The 25,332-nt window shown below is 59.9% G+C and carries 25 protein-coding genes; 23 read left to right on the forward strand and 2 right to left on the reverse strand.

Features of this window, described 5'->3' with window-relative positions:
* Window positions 1-481: 481 nt before the first annotated feature.
* The 23 genes from WNY80_RS03275 to WNY80_RS03385 all read left to right on the forward strand — a co-directional run bounded on the left by WNY80_RS03275 (window position 482) and on the right by WNY80_RS03385 (window position 24,031).
* Entirely contained in the window at window positions 482-847 is a 366-nt protein-coding gene (locus tag WNY80_RS03275) for an NADH-quinone oxidoreductase subunit A (RefSeq protein WP_269386589.1), read from the forward strand.
* Window positions 838-1,413: an NADH-quinone oxidoreductase subunit B gene (locus tag WNY80_RS03280; RefSeq protein ID WP_342885907.1), complete on the forward strand. Its 576-nt coding sequence runs from the start codon at window positions 838-840 to the stop codon at window positions 1,411-1,413. The genes WNY80_RS03275 and WNY80_RS03280 overlap by 10 nt, the downstream gene beginning before the upstream one ends.
* An 11-nt stretch (window positions 1,414-1,424) precedes the next feature.
* On the forward strand, window positions 1,425-2,027 hold the full coding sequence (locus WNY80_RS03285) for an NADH-quinone oxidoreductase subunit C (RefSeq protein ID WP_342885908.1): 603 nt from the start codon (window positions 1,425-1,427) through the stop codon (window positions 2,025-2,027).
* An 11-nt stretch (window positions 2,028-2,038) separates the two neighbouring features.
* Window positions 2,039-3,229, forward strand: a complete 1,191-nt coding sequence (locus WNY80_RS03290) for an NADH-quinone oxidoreductase subunit D (RefSeq protein WP_342885909.1) — start codon at window positions 2,039-2,041, stop codon at window positions 3,227-3,229.
* A gap of 84 nt (window positions 3,230-3,313) precedes the next feature.
* Window positions 3,314-4,465, forward strand: coding sequence for an NADH-quinone oxidoreductase subunit E (locus WNY80_RS03295; RefSeq protein WP_342885910.1), 1,152 nt, complete (start codon window positions 3,314-3,316; stop codon window positions 4,463-4,465).
* Window positions 4,466-4,474: 9 nt separating this feature from the next.
* Window positions 4,475-5,782 (forward strand): NADH-quinone oxidoreductase subunit NuoF, encoded by a 1,308-nt coding sequence (gene nuoF, locus WNY80_RS03300; protein ID WP_342885911.1) that lies wholly within the window; start codon window positions 4,475-4,477, stop codon window positions 5,780-5,782.
* A gap of 78 nt (window positions 5,783-5,860) precedes the next feature.
* The gene (locus tag WNY80_RS03305; RefSeq protein ID WP_342885912.1) at window positions 5,861-6,721 is read left to right on the forward strand and encodes a hypothetical protein; all 861 of its coding nucleotides are present in this window, start codon (window positions 5,861-5,863) and stop codon (window positions 6,719-6,721) included.
* Window positions 6,722-6,828: 107 nt separating this feature from the next.
* On the forward strand, window positions 6,829-8,910 hold the full coding sequence (nuoG, locus tag WNY80_RS03310; protein WP_342885913.1) for an NADH-quinone oxidoreductase subunit NuoG: 2,082 nt from the start codon (window positions 6,829-6,831) through the stop codon (window positions 8,908-8,910).
* Between the two features lie 14 nt (window positions 8,911-8,924).
* Window positions 8,925-9,971: an NADH-quinone oxidoreductase subunit NuoH gene (gene nuoH, locus WNY80_RS03315; RefSeq protein ID WP_342885914.1), complete on the forward strand. Its 1,047-nt coding sequence runs from the start codon at window positions 8,925-8,927 to the stop codon at window positions 9,969-9,971.
* A 58-nt stretch (window positions 9,972-10,029) separates the two neighbouring features.
* The gene (gene nuoI / locus WNY80_RS03320; protein WP_342885915.1) at window positions 10,030-10,515 is read left to right on the forward strand and encodes an NADH-quinone oxidoreductase subunit NuoI; all 486 of its coding nucleotides are present in this window, start codon (window positions 10,030-10,032) and stop codon (window positions 10,513-10,515) included.
* A gap of 143 nt (window positions 10,516-10,658) precedes the next feature.
* Entirely contained in the window at window positions 10,659-11,273 is a 615-nt protein-coding gene (locus WNY80_RS03325; protein ID WP_342885916.1) for an NADH-quinone oxidoreductase subunit J, read from the forward strand.
* Between the two features lie 26 nt (window positions 11,274-11,299).
* The gene (gene nuoK, locus WNY80_RS03330; RefSeq protein WP_047029814.1) at window positions 11,300-11,608 is read left to right on the forward strand and encodes an NADH-quinone oxidoreductase subunit NuoK; all 309 of its coding nucleotides are present in this window, start codon (window positions 11,300-11,302) and stop codon (window positions 11,606-11,608) included.
* A gap of 7 nt (window positions 11,609-11,615) precedes the next feature.
* Entirely contained in the window at window positions 11,616-13,601 is a 1,986-nt protein-coding gene (gene nuoL / locus WNY80_RS03335) for an NADH-quinone oxidoreductase subunit L (protein ID WP_342885917.1), read from the forward strand.
* Window positions 13,601-15,112, forward strand: a complete 1,512-nt coding sequence (locus WNY80_RS03340; protein ID WP_342885918.1) for an NADH-quinone oxidoreductase subunit M — start codon at window positions 13,601-13,603, stop codon at window positions 15,110-15,112. The genes nuoL and WNY80_RS03340 overlap by 1 nt, the downstream gene beginning before the upstream one ends.
* A 20-nt stretch (window positions 15,113-15,132) precedes the next feature.
* Window positions 15,133-16,575, forward strand: a complete 1,443-nt coding sequence (nuoN, locus tag WNY80_RS03345; protein ID WP_342885919.1) for an NADH-quinone oxidoreductase subunit NuoN — start codon at window positions 15,133-15,135, stop codon at window positions 16,573-16,575.
* Window positions 16,576-16,593: 18 nt separating this feature from the next.
* Entirely contained in the window at window positions 16,594-17,337 is a 744-nt protein-coding gene (locus WNY80_RS03350; protein ID WP_342885920.1) for a biotin--[acetyl-CoA-carboxylase] ligase, read from the forward strand.
* Between the two features lie 133 nt (window positions 17,338-17,470).
* Window positions 17,471-19,138 (forward strand): ribonuclease J, encoded by a 1,668-nt coding sequence (locus WNY80_RS03355; protein ID WP_342885921.1) that lies wholly within the window; start codon window positions 17,471-17,473, stop codon window positions 19,136-19,138.
* 10 nt (window positions 19,139-19,148) lie between these two features.
* On the forward strand, window positions 19,149-19,553 hold the full coding sequence (mce, locus tag WNY80_RS03360; RefSeq protein ID WP_342885922.1) for a methylmalonyl-CoA epimerase: 405 nt from the start codon (window positions 19,149-19,151) through the stop codon (window positions 19,551-19,553).
* Between the two features lie 11 nt (window positions 19,554-19,564).
* The gene (locus WNY80_RS03365; protein WP_342885923.1) at window positions 19,565-19,846 is read left to right on the forward strand and encodes a DUF1467 family protein; all 282 of its coding nucleotides are present in this window, start codon (window positions 19,565-19,567) and stop codon (window positions 19,844-19,846) included.
* A gap of 106 nt (window positions 19,847-19,952) precedes the next feature.
* On the forward strand, window positions 19,953-20,186 hold the full coding sequence (locus tag WNY80_RS03370) for a hypothetical protein (protein ID WP_342885924.1): 234 nt from the start codon (window positions 19,953-19,955) through the stop codon (window positions 20,184-20,186).
* A 484-nt stretch (window positions 20,187-20,670) separates the two neighbouring features.
* The gene (proS, locus tag WNY80_RS03375; protein ID WP_342885925.1) at window positions 20,671-22,014 is read left to right on the forward strand and encodes a proline--tRNA ligase; all 1,344 of its coding nucleotides are present in this window, start codon (window positions 20,671-20,673) and stop codon (window positions 22,012-22,014) included.
* Window positions 22,015-22,041: 27 nt separating this feature from the next.
* Window positions 22,042-23,337, forward strand: coding sequence for a lipoprotein-releasing ABC transporter permease subunit (locus tag WNY80_RS03380; protein ID WP_342885926.1), 1,296 nt, complete (start codon window positions 22,042-22,044; stop codon window positions 23,335-23,337).
* Window positions 23,330-24,031, forward strand: a complete 702-nt coding sequence (locus WNY80_RS03385) for an ABC transporter ATP-binding protein (RefSeq protein ID WP_342885927.1) — start codon at window positions 23,330-23,332, stop codon at window positions 24,029-24,031. Before WNY80_RS03380 ends, WNY80_RS03385 begins: the two co-directional genes overlap by 8 nt.
* Window positions 24,032-24,097: 66 nt before the next feature.
* Here WNY80_RS03385 and WNY80_RS03390 read toward each other — a convergent pair whose 3' ends face one another.
* Window positions 24,098-24,499, reverse strand: a complete 402-nt coding sequence (locus tag WNY80_RS03390) for an ACT domain-containing protein (RefSeq protein WP_342885928.1) — start codon at window positions 24,497-24,499, stop codon at window positions 24,098-24,100.
* 205 nt (window positions 24,500-24,704) lie between these two features.
* On the reverse strand, window positions 24,705-25,250 hold the full coding sequence (locus WNY80_RS03395) for a YaeQ family protein (RefSeq protein ID WP_342885929.1): 546 nt from the start codon (window positions 25,248-25,250) through the stop codon (window positions 24,705-24,707).
* Between the last annotated feature and the right edge of the window lie 82 nt (window positions 25,251-25,332).

Consider the following 25,332-nt stretch of genomic DNA (forward strand, 5'->3'; position numbering starts at 1 on the left):
GAGGCTTTGTGCGGAGGAGACGGTTCCCTGGTTCTTCGCAAGCCCAACTTCTGCAGATCCGAATCGCGCCGGGGATGCGGCCGCGCTGGAAACGCTTCTTATCCAGTCAATGAATAGTGTGCGGGGAATCGCGACCTGCCGTGATGCGGCCCGGACCAATGCCGATTGGCTGGCAGAGGTGTTTTGCCGCGGGCTGAACCACGGCCGATTTGTGCGCGCCAGGTGATTCTTTCCGGAACGGCTGAATGTTCCTGCGTTCGCGCGAAATGGGAAAATGTGTTGCCTAACGACGGCGCAGCGAAACATTGAGTGGCGAAAGGTCCTACTATCTGATCAAATGCTTCGTGTGCTCTTGCGCCAGCTGGCGGGCTGCGCTAACCACGCCGCGTTGCAACATGATCAGCCGCACAGGTGAGGGGCCGGCTCCAGACCTTCGGGTAAGGCAGGGGCTTCGACTGTGACGGATACAGGAACGGACGTCATGACGGAACTTCTGGGCGCTTATGTGCCGATTGCCATTTTCATCGGTCTGGCTTTGGTTATCGGTCTGGCTTTGCTGATCGCGCCTTTCGCGATCGCCTACAAAAATCCCGATCCGGAAAAGCTCTCGGCTTACGAGTGCGGCTTCAATGCATTTGATGACGCGCGCATGAAATTCGATGTGCGGTTTTATCTGGTCTCGATCCTGTTCATCATCTTCGATCTCGAGGTTGCATTCCTGTTTCCCTGGGCGGTGTCGTTTGGCGATATCGGCTGGATGGGTTTCTGGTCGATGATGGCGTTCCTGGGCGTGCTGACGGTCGGCTTTGTATACGAATGGAAAAAGGGAGCCCTGGAATGGGAGTGAGCAACGCACCATTGGTGGCGCCTGCGCCCAAGGGAATCATTGATCCCAACACCGGAAAGCCGGTGGGCAGCAACGATCCGTTTTTCGGCGAAATCAACAACGAGCTGGCCGACAAGGGCTTCCTGGTCACTTCAACCGATGAGCTGATCAACTGGTCGCGCACCGGATCGCTGATGTGGATGACCTTCGGCCTGGCCTGTTGCGCCGTCGAGATGATGCAGATGTCGATGCCGCGCTATGACGCGGAGCGATTCGGCTTCGCGCCACGCGCCTCACCGCGCCAGTCCGACGTGATGATCGTTGCCGGCACGCTGACCAACAAGATGGCACCGGCGCTGCGCAAGGTTTACGACCAGATGCCGGAACCGCGCTACGTGATCTCCATGGGCTCCTGCGCCAATGGCGGCGGCTACTATCATTATTCCTATTCGGTGGTGCGCGGCTGCGACCGGGTGGTGCCGGTGGATATCTATGTTCCAGGGTGCCCGCCAACGGCCGAGGCGCTGTTGTACGGTGTGCTGCTTCTGCAGAAGAAGATTCGCCGCACCGGCACGATCGAGCGATAGGAGAGCGGACGATGAGCCAAGCCCTGCAAGAACTTTCCGACTATCTCTCGGAAGTCAAAGGCGATCTGATCGACCGCACCGAGCTTGCCTATGACGAGCTGACGCTGATTTCCGAGCCGGGTCATCTGATCGAGCTGATGACGTTTCTGCGCGACGACGCGCAATGCCAGTTCGTCAGCTTCATCGATATCTGCGGTGTCGACTGGCCGGGTCGGGCGGATCGCTTCGATGTGGTCTACCACCTGTTGTCGCCACGTCAGAATTTCCGCATCCGGGTCAAGATCATGACTTCGGAAGATGTGCCGGTGCCGTCGCTGACGCCGGTGTTTCCGGGCGCCGACTGGTTCGAGCGCGAGGCCTATGACCTCTACGGCATCCTGTTTACCGGCCATCCCGACCTGCGCCGCATCCTCACCGACTACGGTTTCGAGGGGCATCCGCTGCGGAAGGATTTCCCGCTGACCGGGTTTGTCGAGGTTCGCTACGATGACGAAGTCAAGCGAGTCGTCTACGAGCCGGTTGAGCTGAGGCAGGAATTCCGCAATTTCGATTTTCTCTCCCCCTGGGAAGGCACCGACTACGTGCTTCCGGGCGATGAAAAAGCCAAGGGTTGAGGACGGGTACCATGAACGAACACAACGTCCGTAACTTCAACATCAATTTCGGTCCGCAGCACCCGGCTGCGCACGGAGTGTTGCGGCTGGTGCTGGAACTCGACGGCGAGATTGTCGAGCGGGTCGATCCGCATATCGGGCTGCTGCACCGCGGAACCGAGAAGCTGATCGAAGCCAAGACCTACACGCAGGCGATTCCGTATTTTGACCGGCTCGACTACGTCGCACCGATGAACCAGGAGCACGCGTTCGCGCTGGCTGTCGAGAAGCTCGCAGGCGTGTCGGTGCCGAAACGCGGACAGCTGATCCGGGTTCTCTATTCGGAAATCGGCCGGATCCTGTCGCATTTGCTCAACATCACCACGCAGGCTCTCGATGTCGGCGCGCTGACGCCGCCTCTGTGGGGCTTTGAAGAGCGCGAAAAGCTGATGGTGTTTTACGAGCGCGCCTGTGGCGCGCGGCTGCATGCGGCCTATTTCCGTCCAGGCGGTGTGCATCAGGACCTGCCGCATGAACTGGTCGAGGATATCGGCAAGTGGTGCGATCCGTTCCTGAAGACCTGCGACGATATCGAAGGCCTGCTGACCGACAACCGGATCTTCAAACAGCGCAATGTCGACATTGCAGTGGTCAAGCTTGACGATGCATGGGCCTGGGGTTTCTCGGGCGTCATGGTTCGTGGCTCGGGCGCGGCATGGGATTTGCGCCGTTCGCAGCCTTATGAATGCTATTCGGAACTCGATTTCGATATTCCGATCGGCAAGAACGGCGACTGCTACGACCGCTACCTGATCCGCATGCAGGAAATGCGCGAGTCGGTGAAGATCATGAAGCAGTGCGTCGAGCAGTTGCTGGGCAAGGAAAAGGTCGGGCCGGTTTCTGCGACCGACGGCAAGATCGTGCCGCCGAAGCGCGGCGAGATGAAGCGCTCGATGGAAGCGCTGATCCACCATTTCAAGCTTTACACCGAAGGCTACCGGGTTCCCGAAGGCGCTGTCTACACGGCCGTCGAGGCGCCGAAAGGCGAGTTCGGCGTCTATCTTGTATCTGACGGTTCCAACAAGCCTTACCGCTGCAAGATCCGTGCGCCCGGATACGCGCATTTGCAGGCGATGGATTTCGTTTGCCGCGGCCACCAGCTGGCCGACGTGTCGGCGGCTCTGGGTTCGCTGGATATCGTGTTCGGGGAGGTCGACCGATGAGAGCCTCTCACAGGTTTTGCGTCCATGACCAGGTCGCCACTCGGCGAAATCCAATAGGCCGGAAATAAGACAGAAGAGTACATCATGTCCGTTCGTCGACTTGCCGAAGATAATGTCCAGCCAGCGGAATTCGCCTTCAACCGCGAATATGCCGCCAAGGCGAAGGTATGGATCAAGAAGTATCCGAAAGAGCGCGCTCAATCGGCGGTGATTCCGCTTTTGATGCTGGCCCAGGAACAGGACGGCTGGGTGACCAAGCGAGCGATCGAGACGATCGCGGACATGCTGGGCATGCCTTATATCCGTGCGCTGGAAGTGGCGACATTCTACACCCAGTTCCAGCTCAAGCCGGTCGGCACCCGGGCTCACATCCAGGTTTGCGGCACCACGCCGTGCATGTTGCGCGGCTCTGAAGCGCTGATGGATGTTTGCCGCAGCAAGATCCATCCCGAACCGTTCCAGCTTAACGAAAGCGGGACGCTGTCGTGGGAAGAGGTCGAGTGCCAGGGTGCCTGTGTGAACGCTCCGATGGTGATGATCTTCAAGGATTCGTTCGAGGATCTGACGCCTGAGCGCCTGGCCTATATCATTGACCGGTTCGAGGCCGGCCGTCCCGAGGACGTTCGTCCCGGTCCGCAGATCGACCGGATCTATTCGGCTCCGGCTGGCGGGCTGACAAGCCTCACCGAAGAAATCAAGCCGGGCAGCAAGGGCGGGGCGAAAGCATCGTCGGCCAAGGCCAAGTCGCCTGCTGCAACAAAGGCCGCCCGTCCGAAATCTCCGGCCACGCAAACCGCGACCAAGTCTCCGGCCAAGGCAAAAGCCAACGTGAAGGCCGATGCGAAGACAGCCACGGATGCGCCGAAACAGCGCGCTGCGTCCAAGGCCTCTGCCACGGTCAAGGCCGCCCCGGCGAAGGCTGCGGCCAAGCCGGCTGCTGCCGTTGCATCCGTCGATGACAAGAACCGCCCGGCAGGCATTGCCAAGCCGGCTCAACCGGATGATCTGAAGATGATTTCCGGTGTCGGACCGAAAATTGAAGGGACCCTGAATTCGCTCGGGATCTACACGTTCGCGCAAGTTGCGAAGTGGAAGAAGGCCGAGCGCGAATGGGTGGACGGATACCTGAACTTCAAGGGTCGCATCGACCGCGAGGACTGGGTCAAGCAAGCCAAGGCGCTGGCCAAGGGCGGCGAGGCCGAGTACATCAAGGTCTTCGGCAAGAAGCCGCGATAGAGGTGAATGATGTTAGCTGACAAAGACCGGATTTTCACCAATATCTACGGCGTTTACGACAAGTCGCTGAAGGGTGCGATGGCGCGTGGCCATTGGGATGGAACCAAGGGCATCCTGGAAAAGGGCCGCGACTGGATCATCAACGAGATGAAGGCCTCGGGCCTTCGTGGTCGCGGCGGGGCAGGGTTCCCGACCGGGCTGAAATGGTCGTTCATGCCCAAGGAAAGCGACGGCCGTCCGCACTATCTCGTCATCAATGCCGATGAGTCCGAGCCTGGCACCTGCAAGGACCGCGACATCATGCGGCACGATCCGCATACGCTGATCGAAGGCTGCGTGATCGCCGGTTTCGCGATGGGCGCGCATGCCACCTACATCTATGTGCGCGGTGAATACATGCGCGAACGCGAGGCGCTGCAGGCGGCGATCGACGAGTGCTATGACGCCGGCCTCCTGGGCAAGAATTCCAAGCTCGGCTACGACATGGATGTCTATGTGCATCACGGCGCCGGCGCCTATATCTGCGGCGAGGAAACGGCGTTGCTCGAAAGCCTCGAAGGCAAGAAGGGCCAGCCGCGGCTGAAGCCGCCATTCCCGGCCAATATGGGTCTTTATGGCTGCCCGACCACGGTCAACAATGTTGAATCGATTGCTGTCGCGCCGACCATCCTGCGCCGTGGCGGGGCCTGGTTCGCAGGCATCGGACGTCCCAACAATACCGGCACCAAGCTGTTTTGTGTCTCGGGTCACGTCAACACGCCGTGCACCGTGGAAGAGGCGATGTCGATTCCGTTCCGCGAACTCATCGATACCCATTGCGGCGGTATTCGCGGTGGCTGGGACAATCTGCTGGCGGTGATCCCGGGTGGTTCATCTGTGCCGATGGTTCCCGCAGCCGACATCATCGACACGCCGATGGATTTCGACAGCCTGCGCGATCTCAAGTCCGGTCTTGGTACCGCGGCGGTGATCGTCATGGACAAGTCGACCGATGTGGTCAAGGCCATCTGGCGGTTGTCGGCGTTCTACAAGCACGAGAGCTGCGGCCAGTGCACGCCGTGCCGCGAAGGCACCGGCTGGATGATGCGGGTGATGGAACGCATGGTCAAAGGCAATGCGCAGAAGCGCGAAATCGACATGCTGTTCGATGTCACCAAACAGATCGAAGGCCACACCATCTGCGCGCTTGGCGATGCGGCGGCATGGCCGATCCAGGGCCTGATCCGGCATTTCCGTCCCGAGATGGAAGCGCGGATCGACCAGTACACACGCAATGCCGTTCAGAGCCGCAATGTGCGGCTTGAAGCGGCGGAATAAGAGGTCCGTAACATCGGACCCGGTATGACAGGAAACGTCACAAGGGACGAGAACCAACACACGACTTAGGAGAGACTGATGTCGATGTTTTCTTTTCCCACCGATATGAACATGAGCGAGATGATGAAACCGGCGAGTGCCATGACAGACTGGACCAAAGCGGCAGACTTCCCTGTCTCGCCGCTGATGGTCTATCCGTTGGGTGCGGCGGCTGCGGCCACCGCGGTCGGTTTCGGCATTGCAGGTCAGATGACCGGAATGATGATGGGTGCCATGCAGGCAGCCATGCAAAACCAGAACGCGCTGCTGGGCGCACATCCGGATTTGAGCTGGATGGTGCCGACGCTGGCCGAGGATCTGGCGCCTGAAGAGGGCGAGGCTTCGGCTGCTGCAGACGTCAAACCGGCAGCGAAGGCGGAATCTGCGGATATCGTCGAGTTGAAGCCGGCGCCAAAGGCCGCGCCTGCCAAGGCAAAAGCCAAGGTGAGCGCTGCCAAAACGGCAAAGGCAAAAGCGGCGCCCGCGAGAAAGACGGCTTCGAGGACTGCAGCTCCGGCAAAGGATGCCGCGGTTGCTGTGGTCGAGAAGCTGAAGTCTGACGCCGAGGTTGCCGCGGCTGTGGCCGGTGAGCAGATGCCGGTGTCGGCTTCCGCACAGGCTGTGCCGGCCAAGGCGCTGGAGCCGGAAGATTTGCGCCGTCCGGCGGAAATCGAAAGGCCGGAAACGCCTGACGATCTCAAGCTGATCTCCGGTATCGGCCCGAAACTCGAGCAGGTGCTCAACGGGCTCGGCATCTGGACGTTTGAACAGATCGCGGCCTGGCAACCCGAAGAGGCGGCCTGGGTCGATGATTATCTGCAGTTTGGCGGCAGGGTGGAGCGTGACGGCTGGATTTCGCAGGCCGGTACGCTGGCAAAGGGCGGAGCAACCGCTCGATAGGAATGCAAAGCCGGGCGGTCTGACCGCTGCCCGGCGAAACACAATCAGGTCCCGTTGAGGGATGGTACGCGGTCGCTAGGACCGTTCGCAAAGGTAGGACTGCTTGCATGGCCAAGATCAAGGTTGATGGAAACGAGATCGAAGTGCCGGATCACTACACGCTGTTGCAGGCGTGTGAGGAGGCCGGCGCGGAAGTGCCGCGGTTCTGTTTTCACGAACGGCTGTCGATTGCCGGCAATTGCCGGATGTGCCTGGTCGAGGTGAAGGGCGGACCGCCCAAGCCGGCCGCATCCTGTGCCATGGGCGTGCGCGATCTGCGTCCCGGCCCGAACGGCGAGACGCCGGAAGTGTTCACCAACACGCCGATGGTCAAGAAGGCACGCGAAGGGGTGATGGAGTTCCTGCTCATCAATCATCCGCTCGACTGCCCGATCTGCGATCAGGGTGGTGAATGCGACCTGCAGGACCAGGCCATGGCGTTTGGCATGGACAATTCGCGCTATGCGGAAAACAAGCGCGCCGTCGAAGACAAATATATCGGACCGCTGGTCAAGACGATCATGAACCGCTGCATTCACTGCACGCGCTGTGTTCGCTTCACCACGGAAGTTGCGGGCATTTCCGAACTCGGCCTGATCGGCCGTGGCGAGGATGCCGAGATCACCACCTATCTCGAACACGCGATGAGCTCGGAACTTCAGGGCAATGTGATCGATCTTTGCCCGGTCGGTGCGCTGACCTCGCGGCCCTACGCCTTCCAGGCGCGTCCGTGGGAACTCAACAAGACCGAATCCATCGACGTGATGGACGCAGTCGGTTCGGCGATCCGGGTCGATACCCGTGGCCGCGAAGTGATGCGGGTGATGCCGCGCGTCAACGAGCAGGTCAACGAGGAGTGGATTTCCGACAAGACCCGCTTCATCTGGGACGGATTGCGCACGCAGCGCCTTGACCGGCCCTATGTGCGCCGCAACGGCCGGCTGGAAGCAGCAAGCTGGGGCGAAGCCTTCGGCGCCATCTCCACGGCGGTTGCCGGCGCCAAGCCGGAGCGCATCGGCGCGATTGCCGGTGACATGGCGACGGTTGAGGAAATGTACGCGCTCAAGGCACTGATCAGTTCGCTGGGCTCAACCAGCATCGATTGCCGCCAGGATGGCGCAGCGCTCGATCCGTCGCTTGGCCGCGCCAGCTACATCTTCAATCCGACCATCGAAGGCATCGAGGATGCGGATGCGATCCTCATCATCGGTTCCAATCCGCGCCGCGAGGCCGCGATTATCAATGCGCGTATTCGCAAGCGCTGGCGGATGGGCGAACTTCCGATCGGCCTGATCGGCGAGCAGGCGGATCTGCGTTACGGTCATGAGTATCTCGGTGCCGGTCCGGAAACGCTGAAGGATCTGGTCGACGGAACCAACAAGTTCGCCGCCAAGCTGAAGCGCGCCAAGAAGCCGATGATCATCATCGGGCAGGGCGCACTGGCACGCGGTGACGGCGCAGGCGTTCTGGCCAATGCGGCCAAGCTCGCCGAAGCGGTCGGTGCGGTGAAGGGCGACTGGAACGGCTTTGCGGTGCTGCACACGGCGGCAGCACGTGTCGGCGGCCTCGATCTCGGCCTGGTGCCGGGTGAGGGCGGGCTCGATGCGGCCAAGATGCTGACCGATACGGACGTGCTGTTCCTGCTTGGCGCGGACGAGTTGGACTTCACCAAGAAGACCGCCGGCTTTACCGTCTATATCGGCACCCACGGCGACAATGGCGCCCATCATGCAGATGTGATCCTGCCGGCTGCGACCTACACGGAGAAATCCGGTACCTATGTCAACACAGAAGGCCGGGTGCAGCTTGGCAACCGCGCTGCGTTCGCTCCGGGCGAGGCGCGCGAAGACTGGGCCATCCTCAGGGCGCTATCGGACGTTCTGGGCAAGAAACTGCCCTATGATTCGCTCGTCGCATTGCGGGCTGCGCTCTATGCCGAGTATCCGCATTTTGCGGAAATCGACATGATTTCCACCGGCGACAGCAGCGCAATTGCCGCAATTGCGAAGAAAGCGGGCCGGATGAACAAATCGGCGTTTGCGTCTGCGGTCAAAGACTTCTATTTGACCAACCCGATCGCACGCGCTTCTGCGGTGATGGCTGAATGCTCGGCCTTGGCGAAGACCGCCAAGGCAGTGGCGGCGGAATAAGGGCGGGAAACACCATGGACGGTTTCATCACAACTTATGTCTGGCCAGGGGCCATCATGCTGGCGCAGTCGCTGCTGGTGCTGGTGGCGCTGCTGCTGTTCATTGCCTACATCCTTTACGCCGACCGCAAGATCTGGGCTGCCGTGCAGCTACGCCGCGGCCCGAACGTGGTCGGTCCGTGGGGGCTGTTCCAGTCTTTCGCCGACCTTCTGAAATTTGTCTTCAAGGAACCGGTGGTTCCGTCGGGCGCCAACAAGGGCGTGTTCCTGCTGGCACCGCTGGTCGCCGTGACCCTGGCGCTGGCGACATGGGCTGTCATTCCTTTCGACGCAGGATGGGTGATCGCCGATATCAATGTCGGCATCCTGTTCGTGTTCGCGATCTCCTCGCTCGAGGTCTACGGCATCATCATGGGCGGCTGGGCTTCGAACTCGAAGTATCCGTTCCTCGGTGCGCTTCGTTCGGCTGCGCAGATGGTGTCCTACGAAGTCTCGATCGGTTTCGTCATCGTGGCGGTGTTGCTGTGCGTCGGTTCGCTCAACCTGACCGACATCGTGATGGCGCAGGCCGACGGCATCGGCACCCGGATCGGACTGCCCAATTCGCTGTTTGACTGGCACTGGTTCGCGCTGTTCCCGCTGTTCATCATCTTCTTCATCTCGGCGCTGGCCGAAACCAACCGTCCGCCCTTCGATCTGCCGGAAGCGGAATCGGAACTGGTCGCCGGCTTCATGGTGGAGTATGGCTCGACGCCCTACATGATGTTCATGCTCGGCGAGTATGCGGCGATCGTGCTGATGTGTGCGCTGACGACGATCCTGTTCCTTGGCGGCTGGCTGCCACCGCTTGACGTGTGGTTCCTCAACTGGGTTCCGGGCATCATCTGGTTCGTGCTCAAGGTCTGCCTGGTGTTCTTCATGTTCTCGATGGTGAAGGCATTCGTTCCGCGCTACCGCTATGACCAGCTGATGCGTCTTGGCTGGAAAGTGTTCCTGCCGATCTCGCTAGGCATGCTGGTGATCGTGGCCTTCGTTCTCAAGCTGACGGGGACCGCGCCGTGATCATGACCACCTGTTTTTCCATCCGGCTGATGCAGCCAAGCAAGAGCGGAGACTGACCATGTTGGCTCAAGCCGCAAAATCGCTGTTCCTGAAGGAATTCGTTGGCGCGTTCTTCCTGTCGATGCGCTATTTCTTCGCGCCGAAGGCGACCGTGAACTATCCCAACGAAAAGGGGCCTGTCAGCCCTCGTTTCCGCGGTGAACACGCACTTCGCCGCTATCCGAACGGCGAAGAACGCTGCATCGCCTGCAAGCTGTGCGAGGCGATCTGCCCGGCACAGGCGATCACGATCGAAGCCGGTCCGCGGCGCAATGACGGCACGCGGCGCACGGTGCGCTACGACATCGACATGGTGAAGTGCATCTATTGCGGCTTCTGCCAGGAAGCCTGCCCGGTCGACGCGATCGTCGAGGGACCGAATTTCGAATTCGCGACGGAGACACGCGAAGAACTCTACTACGACAAGGACCGGCTGCTCGCCAATGGCGATCGCTGGGAACGGGAAATCGCTCGCAATATCGCGATGGATTCGCCCTACAGGTAAGACACCGGAGCGGCGTACCAATCGGGCGCGCCGTTTTGAAATCACATGCGGGGGCAGGGGATGGCTTTGGCCAGTCCAGCCTCAATTCGGGGCGGGAACACGGGGTTCCTGTCACTCGGGGGAAAGACGAAAAGGCGCCGATCATGGGTCTGCAGGCTCTGTTTTTCTATTTGTTTGCCTTCGTGGCAGTGGCATCCGCCTTCATGGTGATCGCGGCGCGCAATCCGGTGCATTCCGTTTTGTTCCTGATCCTCACCTTCTTCAACGCGGCGGGGCTGTTTCTGCTCACCGGCGCCGAGTTCCTGGCTATGATCCTGCTGGTGGTTTATGTCGGTGCGGTTGCGGTGTTGTTCCTGTTCGTCGTCATGATGCTGGATGTTGACTTCGCGGAGATGAAGTCCGGGGCACTTGAATATGCACCGATGGGCGCGCTTGTCGGGATCATCCTGGCGGCCGAGCTGATCATCGTGCTGGCGGGCAACGCGTTTCATCCGGCAGCGGCAGGCAGCGGGGCCAGTCCGATACCGGCACTGAGCGAACGCACCAATACCCAGGCGCTCGGCGATGTGCTCTACACCGACTACATCTTCTACTTCCAGATCGCCGGCATGGTGCTTCTGGTGGCCATGATCGGCGCCATCGTGCTGACGCTCAGGCATCGTGAACACATCAAGCGGCAAGACATCAACCAGCAGGTTGCCCGGACACCGGAGACCGCCGTCGAGGTGGTCAAGGTCAAGCCCGGCCAGGGCATTTGAACGCGGCGACGTGAAGGAACTATCGCATGGAAATCGGACTCTCCCATTACCTGACTGTCAGCGCGATCCTGTTCACGCTCGGTATCTTCGGGATTTTCCTGAACCGGAAGAACGTGATCGTCATCCTGATGTCGATCGAGCTCATCCTGCTTGCCGTCAATCTGAACATGGTGGCGTTCTCGATGCATCTCAATGACATCGTCGGGCAGGTGTTCGCGCTGCTGATCCTGACGGTGGCCGCAGCGGAAGCGGCGATCGGGCTCGCCATTCTCGTCGTCTTCTATCGCAACCGCGGCTCCATTGCCGTGGAAGACGTCAACATGATGAAGGGCTGAGAGAGCCATGTACCAAGCTATCGTCTTTCTTCCTCTCATTGGCGCACTGATCGCGGGCTTCGGTGGCCGTGCCATCGGCGCCAAGGCGTCGGAGTATGTCACAACGCTGTTCCTGATCGTCGCCGCCCTGTTGTCATGGGTGGCCTTCTTCCAGGTTGCCATGGGGCACGGCGAGACTGTGCGCGAACCGATCATGCGCTGGATCGACTCGGGCTCGTTCAATGTCGAATGGGCACTCCGGATCGACACGCTGACCGCGGTGATGCTGGTGGTGGTCAACACCGTGTCCTGCCTGGTCCATGTCTATTCGATCGGGTACATGCACCATGACCCGCACCGTCCGCGGTTCTTCGCCTACCTTTCGTTCTTCACCTTTGCCATGCTGATGCTGGTGACGTCGGACAATCTGTTGCAGATGTTCTTCGGCTGGGAAGGGGTTGGCGTGGCCTCCTATCTGCTGATCGGATTCTGGTACAAGAAGCCGTCCGCAAATGCCGCCGCAATGAAGGCGTTCATCGTCAACCGCGTCGGTGACTTCGGCTTCCTTCTGGGTATTTTCGGGCTGTTCGTGCTGTTCGGTTCCGCCTCGTTCGACGCCATCTTCGCCGGCGTCGCGGATTATCTTCCGGCTGAAGGCGCGGAGCAGGGTGATGCCGTGATCACGCTGTTCGGAATGCATCTCGACAAGGCTCATGCGCTGACCGGTGTCTGCCTGCTTCTGTTCATGGGCGCGATGGGCAAGTCGGCCCAGTTCCTGCTGCACACCTGGCTGCCCGACGCGATGGAAGGCCCGACGCCTGTGTCGGCTCTGATCCATGCCGCGACCATGGTGACCGCCGGTGTGTTCCTCGTCGCGCGCATGTCACCGGTGTTCGAGCATTCGCCGGACGCGCTGACATTCGTGACCTGGATCGGTGCCATCACCGCGTTCTTCGCCGCGACCGTCGGTCTGGTGCAGAACGACATCAAGCGGGTGATTGCCTATTCGACCTGTTCGCAGCTGGGCTACATGTTCGTGGCACTCGGCATCGGCGCCTATGGCGGCGCGGTCTTCCACCTGTTCACGCACGCCTTCTTCAAGGCGCTGCTGTTCCTTGGCGCCGGCTCGGTGATCCATGCGGTTTCCGACGAGCAGGACATGCGGCGGATGGGCGGACTTCGCAAGAAGATCCCGGTCACCTACTGGATGATGATCATCGGCACGATCGCGCTGACCGGTGTCGGCATCCCCGGCACGATGATCGGTACCGCGGGCTTCTTCTCCAAGGACATCATCATCGAATCCGCCTATGTGGCGCACAATTCCGCAGCCGGTATCGCCTTCGGGCTGCTGGTGATCGCGGCGATGTTCACGAGCTTCTATTCCTGGCGGCTGATCTTCATGACGTTCCATGGCAAGCCGCGCGCATCGTCAGACGTGATGCATCACGCCCATGAATCACCTCCGGTGATGCTGGTGCCGCTGTTCATCCTGGCGGTGGGTGCGTTGCTGGCCGGTGTGGTGTTCAAGGAGTATTTCTTCGGCCATGAATATGCCGAGTTCTGGAAGGGCGCGCTGTTTACAGGCCCTGAGAACGAAATTCTCGAGGAATTCCACCACGTGCCGTTGTGGGTCAAGCTGAGCCCGTTCGTGGCCATGCTGCTTGGACTGGTAACGGCCTGGTACTTCTATATCCGCTCGCCTGAAACGCCGAAGCGGCTGGCCGAGGACCACCAGATGCTCTACCGGTTCCTGCTCAACAAATGGTATTTTGACGAGCTTTACGATTTCATCTTTGTCCGCCCTGCAAAATGGCTCGGCACCTTCCTGTGGAAGCAGGGTGATGGTCGCGTCATTGATGGTTACGGCCCGAACGGCGTTGCCGCACGGGTGCAGGACATCACCGGCCGGGTTGTCCGGCTGCAGACCGGATATCTTTACCACTACGCCTTCGTGATGCTGATCGGAATTGCAGCGCTTGTCACATGGATGATGCTCGGGAGTGCATTCTGATGACCGATTGGCCTCTTCTGTCAGTTGTCACCTTCATACCGCTGATTTGCGTGTTGTTCCTTCTGCCGATCAAGGATGATACCGAGATCGGACGGCGCAACATTCGCCAGGTCGCGCTTCTCGGTACGACCGCGACCTTCGTGATGTCGCTGTTGATCTGGGCGAGCTTCGATGTGAGCGACCCGGGCTTCCAGATGGTGGAAGCCATCGACATGCCGGGCGCGATGTTCTCCTACGCGATGGGTGTCGACGGCATCTCGATGCTGTTTGTCATCCTGACAACGTTCCTGATGCCGCTGTGCATCCTGGCAAGCTGGAAATCGGTCGAAACCCGCGTGCGGGAATACATGATCGCGTTCCTGGTGCTCGAGACCATGATGATCGGCGTGTTCTGCGCGCTCGATATCGTGCTGTTCTACGTGTTCTTCGAGGCCGGCCTGATCCCGATGTTCATCATCATCGGCGTGTGGGGCGGCAAGCGGCGCGTCTATGCCAGCTTCAAGTTCTTCCTCTACACGCTTGCCGGTTCGGTGCTGATGCTGCTGGCGATCATGGCGATGTACTGGGATGCAGGCACAACGGACATCCGTCTGCTGCTGGCACACAATTTCCCGGAATCGATGCAAACCTGGCTATGGCTGGCGTTCTTTGCCTCGTTCGCGGTGAAGATGCCGATGTGGCCTGTTCACACCTGGTTGCCCGACGCCCACGTCGAGGCGCCGACGGCGGGTTCGGTGATCCTTGCGGGTGTCCTGTTGAAGCTCGGCGGTTACGGGTTCCTGCGGTTCTCGCTGCCGATGTTCCCGCTCGCCTCGGCCGATTTCGCACCGTTGATCTTCACGCTGTCGGTTGTTGCGATCATCTACACCTCGCTGGTGGCGCTGGTGCAGGAAGACATGAAGAAGCTGATTGCCTACTCGTCGGTTGCGCATATGGGCTTTGTCACAATGGGTATCTTCGCGGCCAACGCGCAGGGCGTGCAGGGTGCGATCTTCCAGATGCTGAGCCATGGTTTGGTGTCGAGTGCGCTGTTCCTGTGTGTGGGCGTGGTCTATGACCGTATGCACACCCGTGACATCGCGGCCTATGGTGGCCTGGTCAAGAACATGCCGAAATTTGCCGTGGTGTTCATGCTCTTCACCATGGCCAATGTCGGGCTGCCGGGCACATCGGGCTTTGTCGGCGAATTCCTGACACTGATCGGTGTGTTCCAGGTCAACACCTGGGTGGCACTGTTTGCCGCCACCGGCGTGATCCTGTCGGCATGCTATGCGCTGTGGCTCTACCGCCGCGTGATATTCGGCGCGCTGGAAAAGGAAAGCCTGAAGGCAATGCTCGACCTGTCGGGCCGCGAGAAGGCGATCCTGTATCCGCTTGTCGCGCTGACAATCTTCTTTGGTGTCTATCCGGCACCGATCTTTGATGTGACGGCAGCCTCGGTTGACGCACTAATCAACAATTACACGGCTTCGCTGCAGGCAGCGCGCGACCTTGCGCTGTCGGTTAACTGAGCTACGGAGACTGCGGGACCATGACGCCAGAAATTCTCACTTCGAGCCTACAGCTTTCCGTACCCGAGCTCATGCTGGCCGTCGGCGCCATGGTGCTGCTGATGATCGGCGTGTTCTCCGGCGAGAAATCGGTGACGATGGTCAACGGTTTGGCGGTGGCGCTCTTGATCATGGCAGGGCTGGTGCTGGTGCTGGTGACCGGCAATGGCGAGGCCTTCAACGGTGCATTCCTGTCCGATCCCTTCGCCCGCTTCATGAAGGTGCTGGCGCTGATTGGCGCGATCACCGCAATGGTGATGACCGTCGGTCACGCCAAGGCGGAGCGGATCGACAAGTTCGAGCTGCCGGTGCTGTTCGTGCTGGCGACGCTGGGCATGATGCTGATGATCTCGGCCAACGACATGATCGCGCTCTACATGGGGCTCGAGTTGCAGTCGCTGGCGCTTTACGTGGTGGCGGCAATCAACCGCGACAGCCAGCGCTCGACCGAAGCCGGCCTGAAGTATTTCGTCCTAGGTGCGCTGTCGTCGGGCATGCTGCTATATGGCGCTTCGCTGGTCTACGGCTATACCGGTCATACCGGGTTTGACGAGATTGCCGCGGCTATTTCCGGTGGCGAGCGTTCGCTCGGCCTGATCTTCGGCCTGGTCTTCCTGCTTGCCGGCGTTGCCTTCAAGATCTCGGCCGTGCCGTTCCACATGTGGACGCCGGACGTCTATGAAGGCGCGCCGACGCCGGTCACCGCATTCTTTGCGGCTGCACCGAAGGTCGCGGCCATGGCGCTGTTCGTGCGCATCGTCATTGTCGCCTTCGAGCCGGTGACGCTTGACTGGCAGCAGATCGTGGTGTTCATCTCGATCGGTTCGATGGTGCTTGGCGCCTTTGCCGCAATCGGGCAGAAAAACATCAAGCGGCTGATGGCCTATTCTTCCATCGGTCACATGGGCTTTGCGCTGGTCGGGCTTGCCGCGGGCAGCCAGGCCGGTGTTCGCGGTGTGATCCTCTACATGCTGATCTACATGGTCATGACGCTGGGCACCTTCGCCGTCATCCTCGCCATGCGGCGCAAGGAGGACGGCAATGTCGAGCAGATCGACGATCTGGCAGGCCTGTCCTCGACCAACCCGTTCATGGCGCTGATGCTGACCATCCTGATGTTCTCGCTCGCAGGCATTCCGCCGCTGGCAGGCTTCTTCGGCAAGTACTTCGTCTTTGTCGCGGCAATCGAGGCCAAGCTCTATGGCCTCGCCATCATCGGCGTGCTGGCTTCGGTCGTGGGTGCCTATTACTACCTGCGGATCGTCAAGATCATGTGGTTTGATCAGCCGAACGGTTCGTTCGTGCCAGTTGCCGGTGAACTCAAGCTGGTGTTCGGCATTTCGGGACTGTTCGTGCTGTTCTACGTGGTTGTCTCCAATCCCCTGGGCCTTGCTGCCGACGTCGCCGCGAAGACATTCTTCTAAGATGCCGCGGCGGGCTGCATGACGGGGCCGGATTTCCGGCACATCGAGCTGGGGGATGTCGCGTCCACCAATCTCGAGTGCATGGAGCGGGCGCGGGCAGGCGATGCCGGTCATTTGTGGATCACGGCAGAGCGCCAGACCGGCGGCCGGGCGCGCCGGGGCCGGAACTGGGTCTCGGAGCCGGGAAACCTCTATTCCTCGTTGCTGCTGATCGATCCAGCTCCCTGGGAAGCCCTTGCCAGTCTGCCTCTGGCCGTCACCCTGGCCGTTCATGATGCGATTGCTTCGGTGCTGCCTGGCGAGGCGGCCGAATCGCTCAGGATCAAGTGGCCGAACGACATGCTGATTGACGGGCAAAAGACTTCCGGCATTCTGATAGAGGCTGAACAACTGGCTGATGGCCGCAGGGCGGTCGTCATCGGCTGCGGCGTCAATGTGGCGCATTTCCCGGAAGCCAGCCTGTACCCGGCAACCTGCCTTGCAGATCAGGGCAGTGCGGTCACGCCGCAGGATTTGTTCGCGCGGCTTGTGGTATCGATGGATCGTACGCTGAATGACTGGGATCAGGGGCGTGGACTGGCGGGCATCCGCGATGCCTGGATCGAACGTGCCCAGGGCATCGGCAAGCCGGTGACAGTGAATTTGCCAGACCGCCAAATCCATGGTCTGTTTGACGGAATTGACGATGAAGGCAGGCTGATGCTTGCAATGCCGGACGGGAGTAGACAGATGATTGCTTCGGGCGACGTGTTTTTCTCTTGAGAGAGCATGATTTTCACCTTGATCCGGTTCCGGATTGAGATGAAAACCATGCACCACCTTTGGGTTCTGCGCCGATTTAATGCCCCACATCCGGTGGCCGGCGCAGCAGTGATATGATCAGACAGGACAATTGATGACTAAAGACCAGGATCTCGTATTCGTACCGCTGGGCGGCGTTGGCGAAATCGGCATGAATCTCGCCCTTTACGGCTACGGTTCGCCCAAGCAACGTGAATGGATCATGGTGGATTGCGGCGTCACCTTTCCGGGGCCCGAGCTTCCGGGCGTCGATCTGATCCTGCCGGACATCGATTTCGTCAAGAGCCTGGGAAAGCAGCTCAAGGCGATCATCATCACCCACGCCCATGAAGACCATTACGGCGGCCTGGCCCAGATCTGGCCTCGGCTCAATGTGCCGGTCTTTGCCTCGGCCTTTACCGCAGGAATGCTTGAAGCCAAGCGCGCCTATGAGAGAACCCGCGCGGAAGTGCCGATCACGGTGTTCAAGGCGGGTGAGAAATTCACCGCAGGCCCGTTCGAGATCGAGCCGGTGGCCGTCAACCATTCGATCCCCGAGCCTTTCTCGCTGGCGATCCGCACGCCGCTCGGCAAGCTCATTCATACCGGTGACTGGAAGATCGACGCCACGCCGTCGCTCGGACCGCTGACGGACGAACACCGTTTCCGGCAACTGGGCGAGGAGGGCATCCTTGCCATGATGTGCGATTCGACCAACGCCATGCGCGAGGGGATTTCGCCATCCGAGAAGGAAGTCAGCGCCGGCTTGCGCGAGGTTATCGAACAGGCCGAAGGCCGGGTGGCGATTACCACGTTCTCCTCCAATGTCGGCCGTATCCGTTCCATTGCCGAAGCTGCGCGTGACGCGGGCCGCGAAGTTCTTCTGCTCGGCAGCTCGATCAAGCGGGTTGTCAACGTGGCGACCGAACTTGGCATGATGGAGGGCATCCCCGAGTTCCTGGCCGAAGACGAGTATGGCTACATTCCGCGTGACAAGGTTGTTGTCATCCTGACTGGTAGCCAGGGAGAGCCGCGTGCGGCGCTTGCCAAGCTGTCGCGTGACGAGATGCGCAATGTGGCACTGACCTCCGGTGACACCGTGGTGTTCTCGTCGCGCGCGATTCCGGGCAACGAGAAGGGCATCATCGACATCAAGAACGGGTTGATCGAGCAAGGGATCAAGATCATCACCGATGCAGAGGCCCTGGTTCACGTGTCGGGTCATCCGCGCCGCAGCGAACTGGTGCAGATGTACGAATGGGTCAAGCCGAAGATCCTCGTGCCCGTGCATGGCGAGGCGGCTCACCTGACCGCCCAGGCCGAACTGGCGCGGGCATCGGGAATCGAAATCACGCCGCGCGTGCGCAACGGTTCCATCCTGCGGTTGGCGCCGGGTATTCCGGAAGTCATCGGTGAAGCCCATCACGGCCGCATCTACAAGGATGGCCAGCTGATTGGCGATTATGACGAGATGGGCATCTCGGAACGCCGCAAGCTGTCGTTCGCGGGCCACGTGGCGGTCAATGTCGTGCTGGATCACCGGCTCGAGTTCCAGCGTGATCCGGTGGTCTCTGCCATCGGCCTGCCGGCATTCGATGCCGATGGCGATGACATGGAAGATATCCTCTATGATTCCGTGCTGGGTGCGGTCGAAAGCATCCCGCGTGGCCGGCGCAAGGACACAGACGGCGTGCGCGAGGCAATTCGCCGCTCTGTTCGTGCCGCCGCAAACGAGGTATGGGGCAAGAAACCTGTGGTGACGGTCTTCGTCAACAAGGTGTGAGGAAACGATCATGCTCGGACGCCTGAACCATGTCGCAATCGCTGTGCCGGATCTTGCCGCGGCAAGCGCCCAGTACCGGACCATGCTGGGCGCAGAGGTGACAGATCCGCAGGCATTGCCCGAGCATGGCGTCACCGTGGTCTTCATCGTGTTGCCGAACACCAAGATCGAGCTTCTCGAGCCGTTGGGGGAAGGATCCCCGATCGCGGCGTTTCTGGAAAAGAACCCCTCGGGCGGCATGCATCATGTCTGCTACGAGGTGGAGGACATCCTGGCAGCGCGGGATCATCTCAAGGCCGAGGGTGCGCGGGTGCTGGGTAATGGCGAGCCCAAGACCGGGGCTCACAACAAGCCGGTGTTGTTCCTGCATCCGAAGGATTTCAACGGTACCCTGATCGAACTCGAGCAGGTTTGAGGAGCGCGACAATGGGTTTTGGAACAGGCTTTGCGATCTACTTCATCATCTGGTGGGTGGTTCTGTTTACGGTGCTGCCGTTCTCGGCCCGCAGCCAGGCCGACGAGGGGGAAGTGACCTTGGGCACGACGCACAGTGCGCCGGCCGATTTTCGCTTCGGACCGATCTTCTGGCGCACGACGCTTATCTCGGCTCTGGTCTTCGGTGCCTATTTTCTCGTCACAGTGGTCGGCGGCTATTCGCTTGACGACCTGATCGCGCTGTCACCTGACTTCAAGCCTGCCGGCAACTGAGCCTGCTTGGCCCGGCGGGCGTCTTCTGCTTTCAAATCGCTCCGATGGAACTTTGCGTCCGTCCCTCCGTTGACGAGGGAACGCAACTGATCCACGGAGCTTTTACATGTCCACAAATCTGAACAAGACGGCACGGCTTACAGAGGCAGACCTCGCCCAGGACAAGATGGGTGACAATTCCCTGCAGGGCGACGACCAGGGAAATGTCCGCAACCAGCGCCAGGCCGTGCCTGACGTGAAGAAGAAACCCGATGACAGCGTGATCGAGAGTCTTGAGAAAATGGACAAGGATGTTCGCGCCGAAAAGGAACTCGGCAAGGGCGCACGCAAGCAAGGTTGAATGGTTTGGAATTGCCCGATTGGCCCGGTTTTCCGCAAGGAAGGCCGGGTTACCGGTGCAGGGATACTGCCGGCAAAAGCAACTTTCAGAAATCAGGTCAAAAAAAAACAAGGCATGAAGCCTTGTTATGCAGGTGTCGCGTGATCTGTTTCCCGGTTGCCCGGGGGCTGCGAACAAAGCGCGCCTGAGATCCTATCCTCCCAAGACTTTGACCGCGAATTGGGCAGCACCCAGTGGGTTTTGCCTCTTTAGTGAGCTTTATTTAGCCCAACAAAGCGGGCTTGTCACGCGTTTTGTGAAGACTGTGTGGCAGCTATTCCAATTTATGACTTGGATGTAGCGCAACATGCTCCTGACGGGCTGCGGAACGGGTTTTCTTTGCCTGGCGAAGAGGTTATGAACGCATGAGTCCTGACCTACGTCACGCCGACCCTCATTTTGCCCGATTCAGCCATCAAGGCTTGAAGCCAAACCGGATCATCCCATGCGTCTGTCCAAATACTTTCTGCCCATTCTCAAGGAAAACCCCAAGGATGCCGAAATCGTCTCCCACCGCCTGATGGCGCGTGCGGGCATGATCAAGCAGCAGTCCGCAGGGATCTATACCTGGTTGCCGCTCGGAAAGCGGGTCCTCGACAAGGTTTGCAATATCGTCCGGGAAGAGCAGAACCGGGCAGGGGCCATCGAGATCCTGATGCCGACCATACAGCCTGCAGACCTGTGGAAGGAAAGCGGCCGCTATGACGATTACGGCCAGGAAATGCTGCGCATCAACGATCGCAACGACCGCGAGATGCTTTACGGGCCGACCAACGAGGAAATGGTCACCGACATTTTCCGCTCCTACGTCAAGTCCTACAAGGACTTGCCGCTCAATCTCTATCATATCCAGTGGAAGTTCCGTGATGAACGCCGGCCCCGTTTCGGCGTCATGCGCGGCCGCGAATTCCTGATGAAGGACGCCTATTCCTTCGATCTCGATTACGAGGCGTCGAAGGCTGCCTACAACAGGATGTTCGTTTCTTACCTGCGCACATTCGAACGCTGCGGGCTCAAGTCGATCCCGATGCGCGCCGATACCGGGCCGATCGGCGGTGAACTCAGCCATGAATTCATCGTGCTGGCGGAAACCGGCGAAAGCCAGGTTTTCTGCCACCGCGACTTCGAAGATTTTGCCGTGCCTGGCGCGGACATGAATTACGACGACGCGGCCGCCGTTTCCGCCGTGGTGGAGAAGTGGACGACGCCGTTCGCGGCCACCGACGAGATCATGGAAAAGGAAGAGTGGGCGCGCGAGGCCTGGGACGGGCTTGGCGAGGATGCACGCGTCTCCGCCCGCGGCATCGAAGTCGGCCACATCTTTCACTTCGGCACCAAGTATTCCGAGCCGATGAACGCATTCGTCCAGGGCGCCGACGGCAAGCAGCATTTCGTATCGATGGGCTCTTACGGCATTGGTCCGTCGCGGCTGCTGGGCGCCATCATCGAGGCATCGCATGATGAAAACGGCATCATCTGGCCCGAAGGCGTGGCGCCATTCGATATTGGCCTGATCAACATGAAGCCCGGGGATGCTGCCTGCGACGCAGCCTGCGAAAAGATCGAGACGGCACTCGAGAATGCCGGGCTCGAGGTGCTTTACGACGACACCGACGAGCGCGCCGGGGCGAAGTTTGCCAAGGCTGATCTTATCGGCCTGCCGCTGCAGGTCATCGCCGGACCGCGGTCGGTTGGCGAGGGCAATGTGGAAATCAAGGTCCGGGCGACCGGCGAGCGGGAAACGCTCTCCATCGAAGACGCCATCAACCGCCTCGCGCAAGCCCGCTAGGCCAAGGATGGGCCAAAGGAAAAACCTATGACCGATCCGCAAACCGACGTCATCGCTGCCACCCCCGCGGCCAAGCCTTTTTCGGCATTCGAACGGATGGTTGCCTGGCGCTACCTGCGGTCGCGGCGCAAGGAAGCATTCATTTCGGTGATTGCCGGGTTTTCCTTTGTCGGCATCATGCTGGGTGTCGCAACGCTGATTATCGTGATGTCGGTGATGAACGGTTTCAGGGGCGAATTGATCACCCGGATTCTCGGAATCAACGGTCACATGGTGGTGCAGCCGATCGATCGTCCGCTTGATGATTACGCGGCACTGGCGACGCGCTTCAAGGCGGTTGACGGTGTTCTCAATGCGATCCCGCTGGTCGAAGGCCAGACGCTGGCGTCGGGAGCGGGCGGGGCAGGAACCGGCGCGCTGGTGCGCGGTATCCGGGCGGAAGACCTGCAATCGATGAAGATCGTTTCGGACAATATCCGCTCAGGCGACTTGGTTGGCTTTACCGCCGGCGAGGGCGTGGCGATCGGATCGCGCATGGCCCAGTCGCTGGGGCTGGGTGCGGGGGATCTGATTACCCTGGTGGCGCCCGAGGGCGATGTGACGCCCTTTGGCATGACACCCCGGGTGAAGGCCTATCCGGTTTCGGCGATTTTCGAAGTTGGCATGTCGGAATATGATTCCTCGATCATCTACATGCCGCTTGAAGAGGCGCAGCTCTATTTCAATGCCGAAGGGCTGGTGCAGTCGATCGAGATCTTTGTCGACAAGCCGGACGAAATCGACACAATTCGTCCGCTGATCGAGGCGGCAGCAGAGCGGCAGGTCTTCATCACCGACTGGCGGCAGCGCAACCAGACGTTCTTTTCCGCCCTGCAGGTCGAACGCAACGTGATGTTCATGATCCTGACGCTGATCATCCTGGTTGCGGCGCTCAACATCGTTTCGGGGCTGATCATGCTGGTCAAGGACAAGGGGCGCGATATCGCCATCCTGCGCACCATGGGGGCGACGTCCGGATCGGTGATGCGGATCTTCTTCATGACCGGTGCCGCGATCGGCGTGACCGGCACTTTCGCCGGCTTCGTGCTCGGCGTGGTGGTCTGTCTCAATGTCGAGAGCATAAGGCAGTTCTTCTCCTGGCTGTCGGGGACGACCCTGTTCAATCCGGAACTCTATTTCCTCAGCCAGCTGCCGGCCGACATGGATACGGGCGAAACCATCGTCGTCCTGGTCGTGGCGCTGGCACTGTCGTTCATCGCGACCCTGATCCCGTCCTGGCGGGCATCCAGGCTCGATCCGGTACAGGCGCTGCGTTATGAGTGATGGCATGGGCAACGGGGCGCATCCTGTTCTGCAGATGATCGGCGTCAGCCGTCACTTCGTGCAGGGCGAAAACCAGATTTCGATTCTCGACCAGGCGGACTTCACCCTGGCCGCCGGCGAAACGGTTGCGCTGGTGGCCCCTTCGGGCACCGGCAAATCCACGCTGCTGCACCTGGCGGGCCTGCTTGAGCATCCCGACGAGGGCGATGTGCTGGTCAATGGCGTGCCCTGCGGTGGACTGTCCGACGACCGGCGAACCGCGATCCGGCGTTCCGAGATCGGATTTGTCTACCAGTTCCATCATCTGTTGCCGGAATTCACCGCGCTTGAAAACATCATGATGCCGCAGCTGATTTCCGGGCTGCCGAAAGCCGACGCCAGGGAACGGGCCGAGCAATTGCTCGACTACATGCGCATCGGCCATCGCGCCGACCACCGGCCTGCGGAATTGTCCGGCGGTGAACAGCAGCGCGTGGCGATCGCGCGGGCGGTGGCGAACGCGCCGCTGGTGCTTTTGGCCGACGAGCCTACCGGCAATCTCGACCCGGAAACCGCAGGCTACGTGTTCGAAGCGCTCGATGCGCTGGTGCGCCAGTCGGGGCTGTCCGCCGTCATCGCCACCCACAACCACGACCTCGCCAGCCTGATGAACCGCCGGGTGACGCTGCATGACGGCAAGGTGGTGGAGGTTTAGGGGCGTTGGGTCTGGTGACGGGTTGAGGATATCCGGGCTTTGGATCGTTTCGGGATGCTTCCGGGGCTAAGCGGTAGATCCCGACATTTGCTGCAAAACACTCATGGCATCGTGCTCACGGCCATCCGGAACAAACAGGTGATCGTGGAAAAAGCCCGAGACGGGATTCACACCCATTTCATGTTTTGCGAGCTCCGAAGCAATCCGGGCCATGAAGCCCACCGCTTCCAGCGACGAATGAATGTTCAGCGTTATCATCCGGCAGGGGAACTCGTATGGTAATGCATGCGCCTCCGCTTCGGATTTCAGTAAAATAAGGGTGGTGCCTTCGGCCTCTTCGAAGACCATGCGAGGCGTGAGATTTGCCGGGCGTTGGTCAGATGGAACTGTGACAAAGACATACAGGCCTTCGACCAAAACGGCCGAAAGCGATCTGATGAGTTCGTCCAGGTTTGTCTCGCCGGTCATGCTTCGTCCGATCAGATGATTGGCCGAACCTTAGCATAATGCGGATTGATGGCCATCATATTGGCTTGGTGGTTTTGAGCGCCCATATGGAGGCTCTCGACGTTGCAACGCAGCTTCTTAAGTGCGGACATTGGTAAAGCCACACCTGATCTCGATGGGTGCCACCGAGCAGCTCAAGCCCATTTTTATACCAGAAACCCGCGAGTTATGCGGCGCTCTTCCATTTTGACGGGGTGACGTAAACGATGCTGTCACCAGCACTCACCATCACTTCGCCATCCTGAATGTTTACCTGAAGGGTCATTGCGCGGCTTGCCAGTTTTGCCAGTTCGCCCGTGTCTTTCTCGGAAAAATTTATCACGTGGAGATTGTCAAAACGGGAGGTGGTATTCTTGATCTTGTCCCACCACATCTCCGCCGTCCTGCCGCCGTAAGGATAGACGACCACCTTGCCGGCCTTGCCACAGGACTGGCGCACCATTTTTTCGCTGGGAAGCCCAAGGGCCACCCACACATCTAGTTCACCGCTGAGGCTTTTCTGCCAAATGTCCGGTTCGTCATCGGTTGAAAGGCCCTTCGTCATTTCCAGATGCTCATGGGCATTCAGCGCGAAAGCTACAATACGCAGCATCAGCCGCTCATCCGTCTCCGAGGGGTGTTTTGCAACGGTCAGCTTATGGGTGTCGTAGTAGTGACGATCCATGTCGGAGACTGAAAGTTCGACTTTATAAATGGTGGCATTTTGCGCCATGATATGTCCCAAAATTCAAAGATCAGGATGCTTACTGCGTCTGATGAGATTGTGAAAGTGGATAAAAAGCCACGAACAAAAG

Origin of the sequence: Hoeflea sp. AS16, from assembly GCF_038900095.1 — a bacterium.
Taxonomy (GTDB): domain Bacteria; phylum Pseudomonadota; class Alphaproteobacteria; order Rhizobiales; family Rhizobiaceae; genus Hoeflea.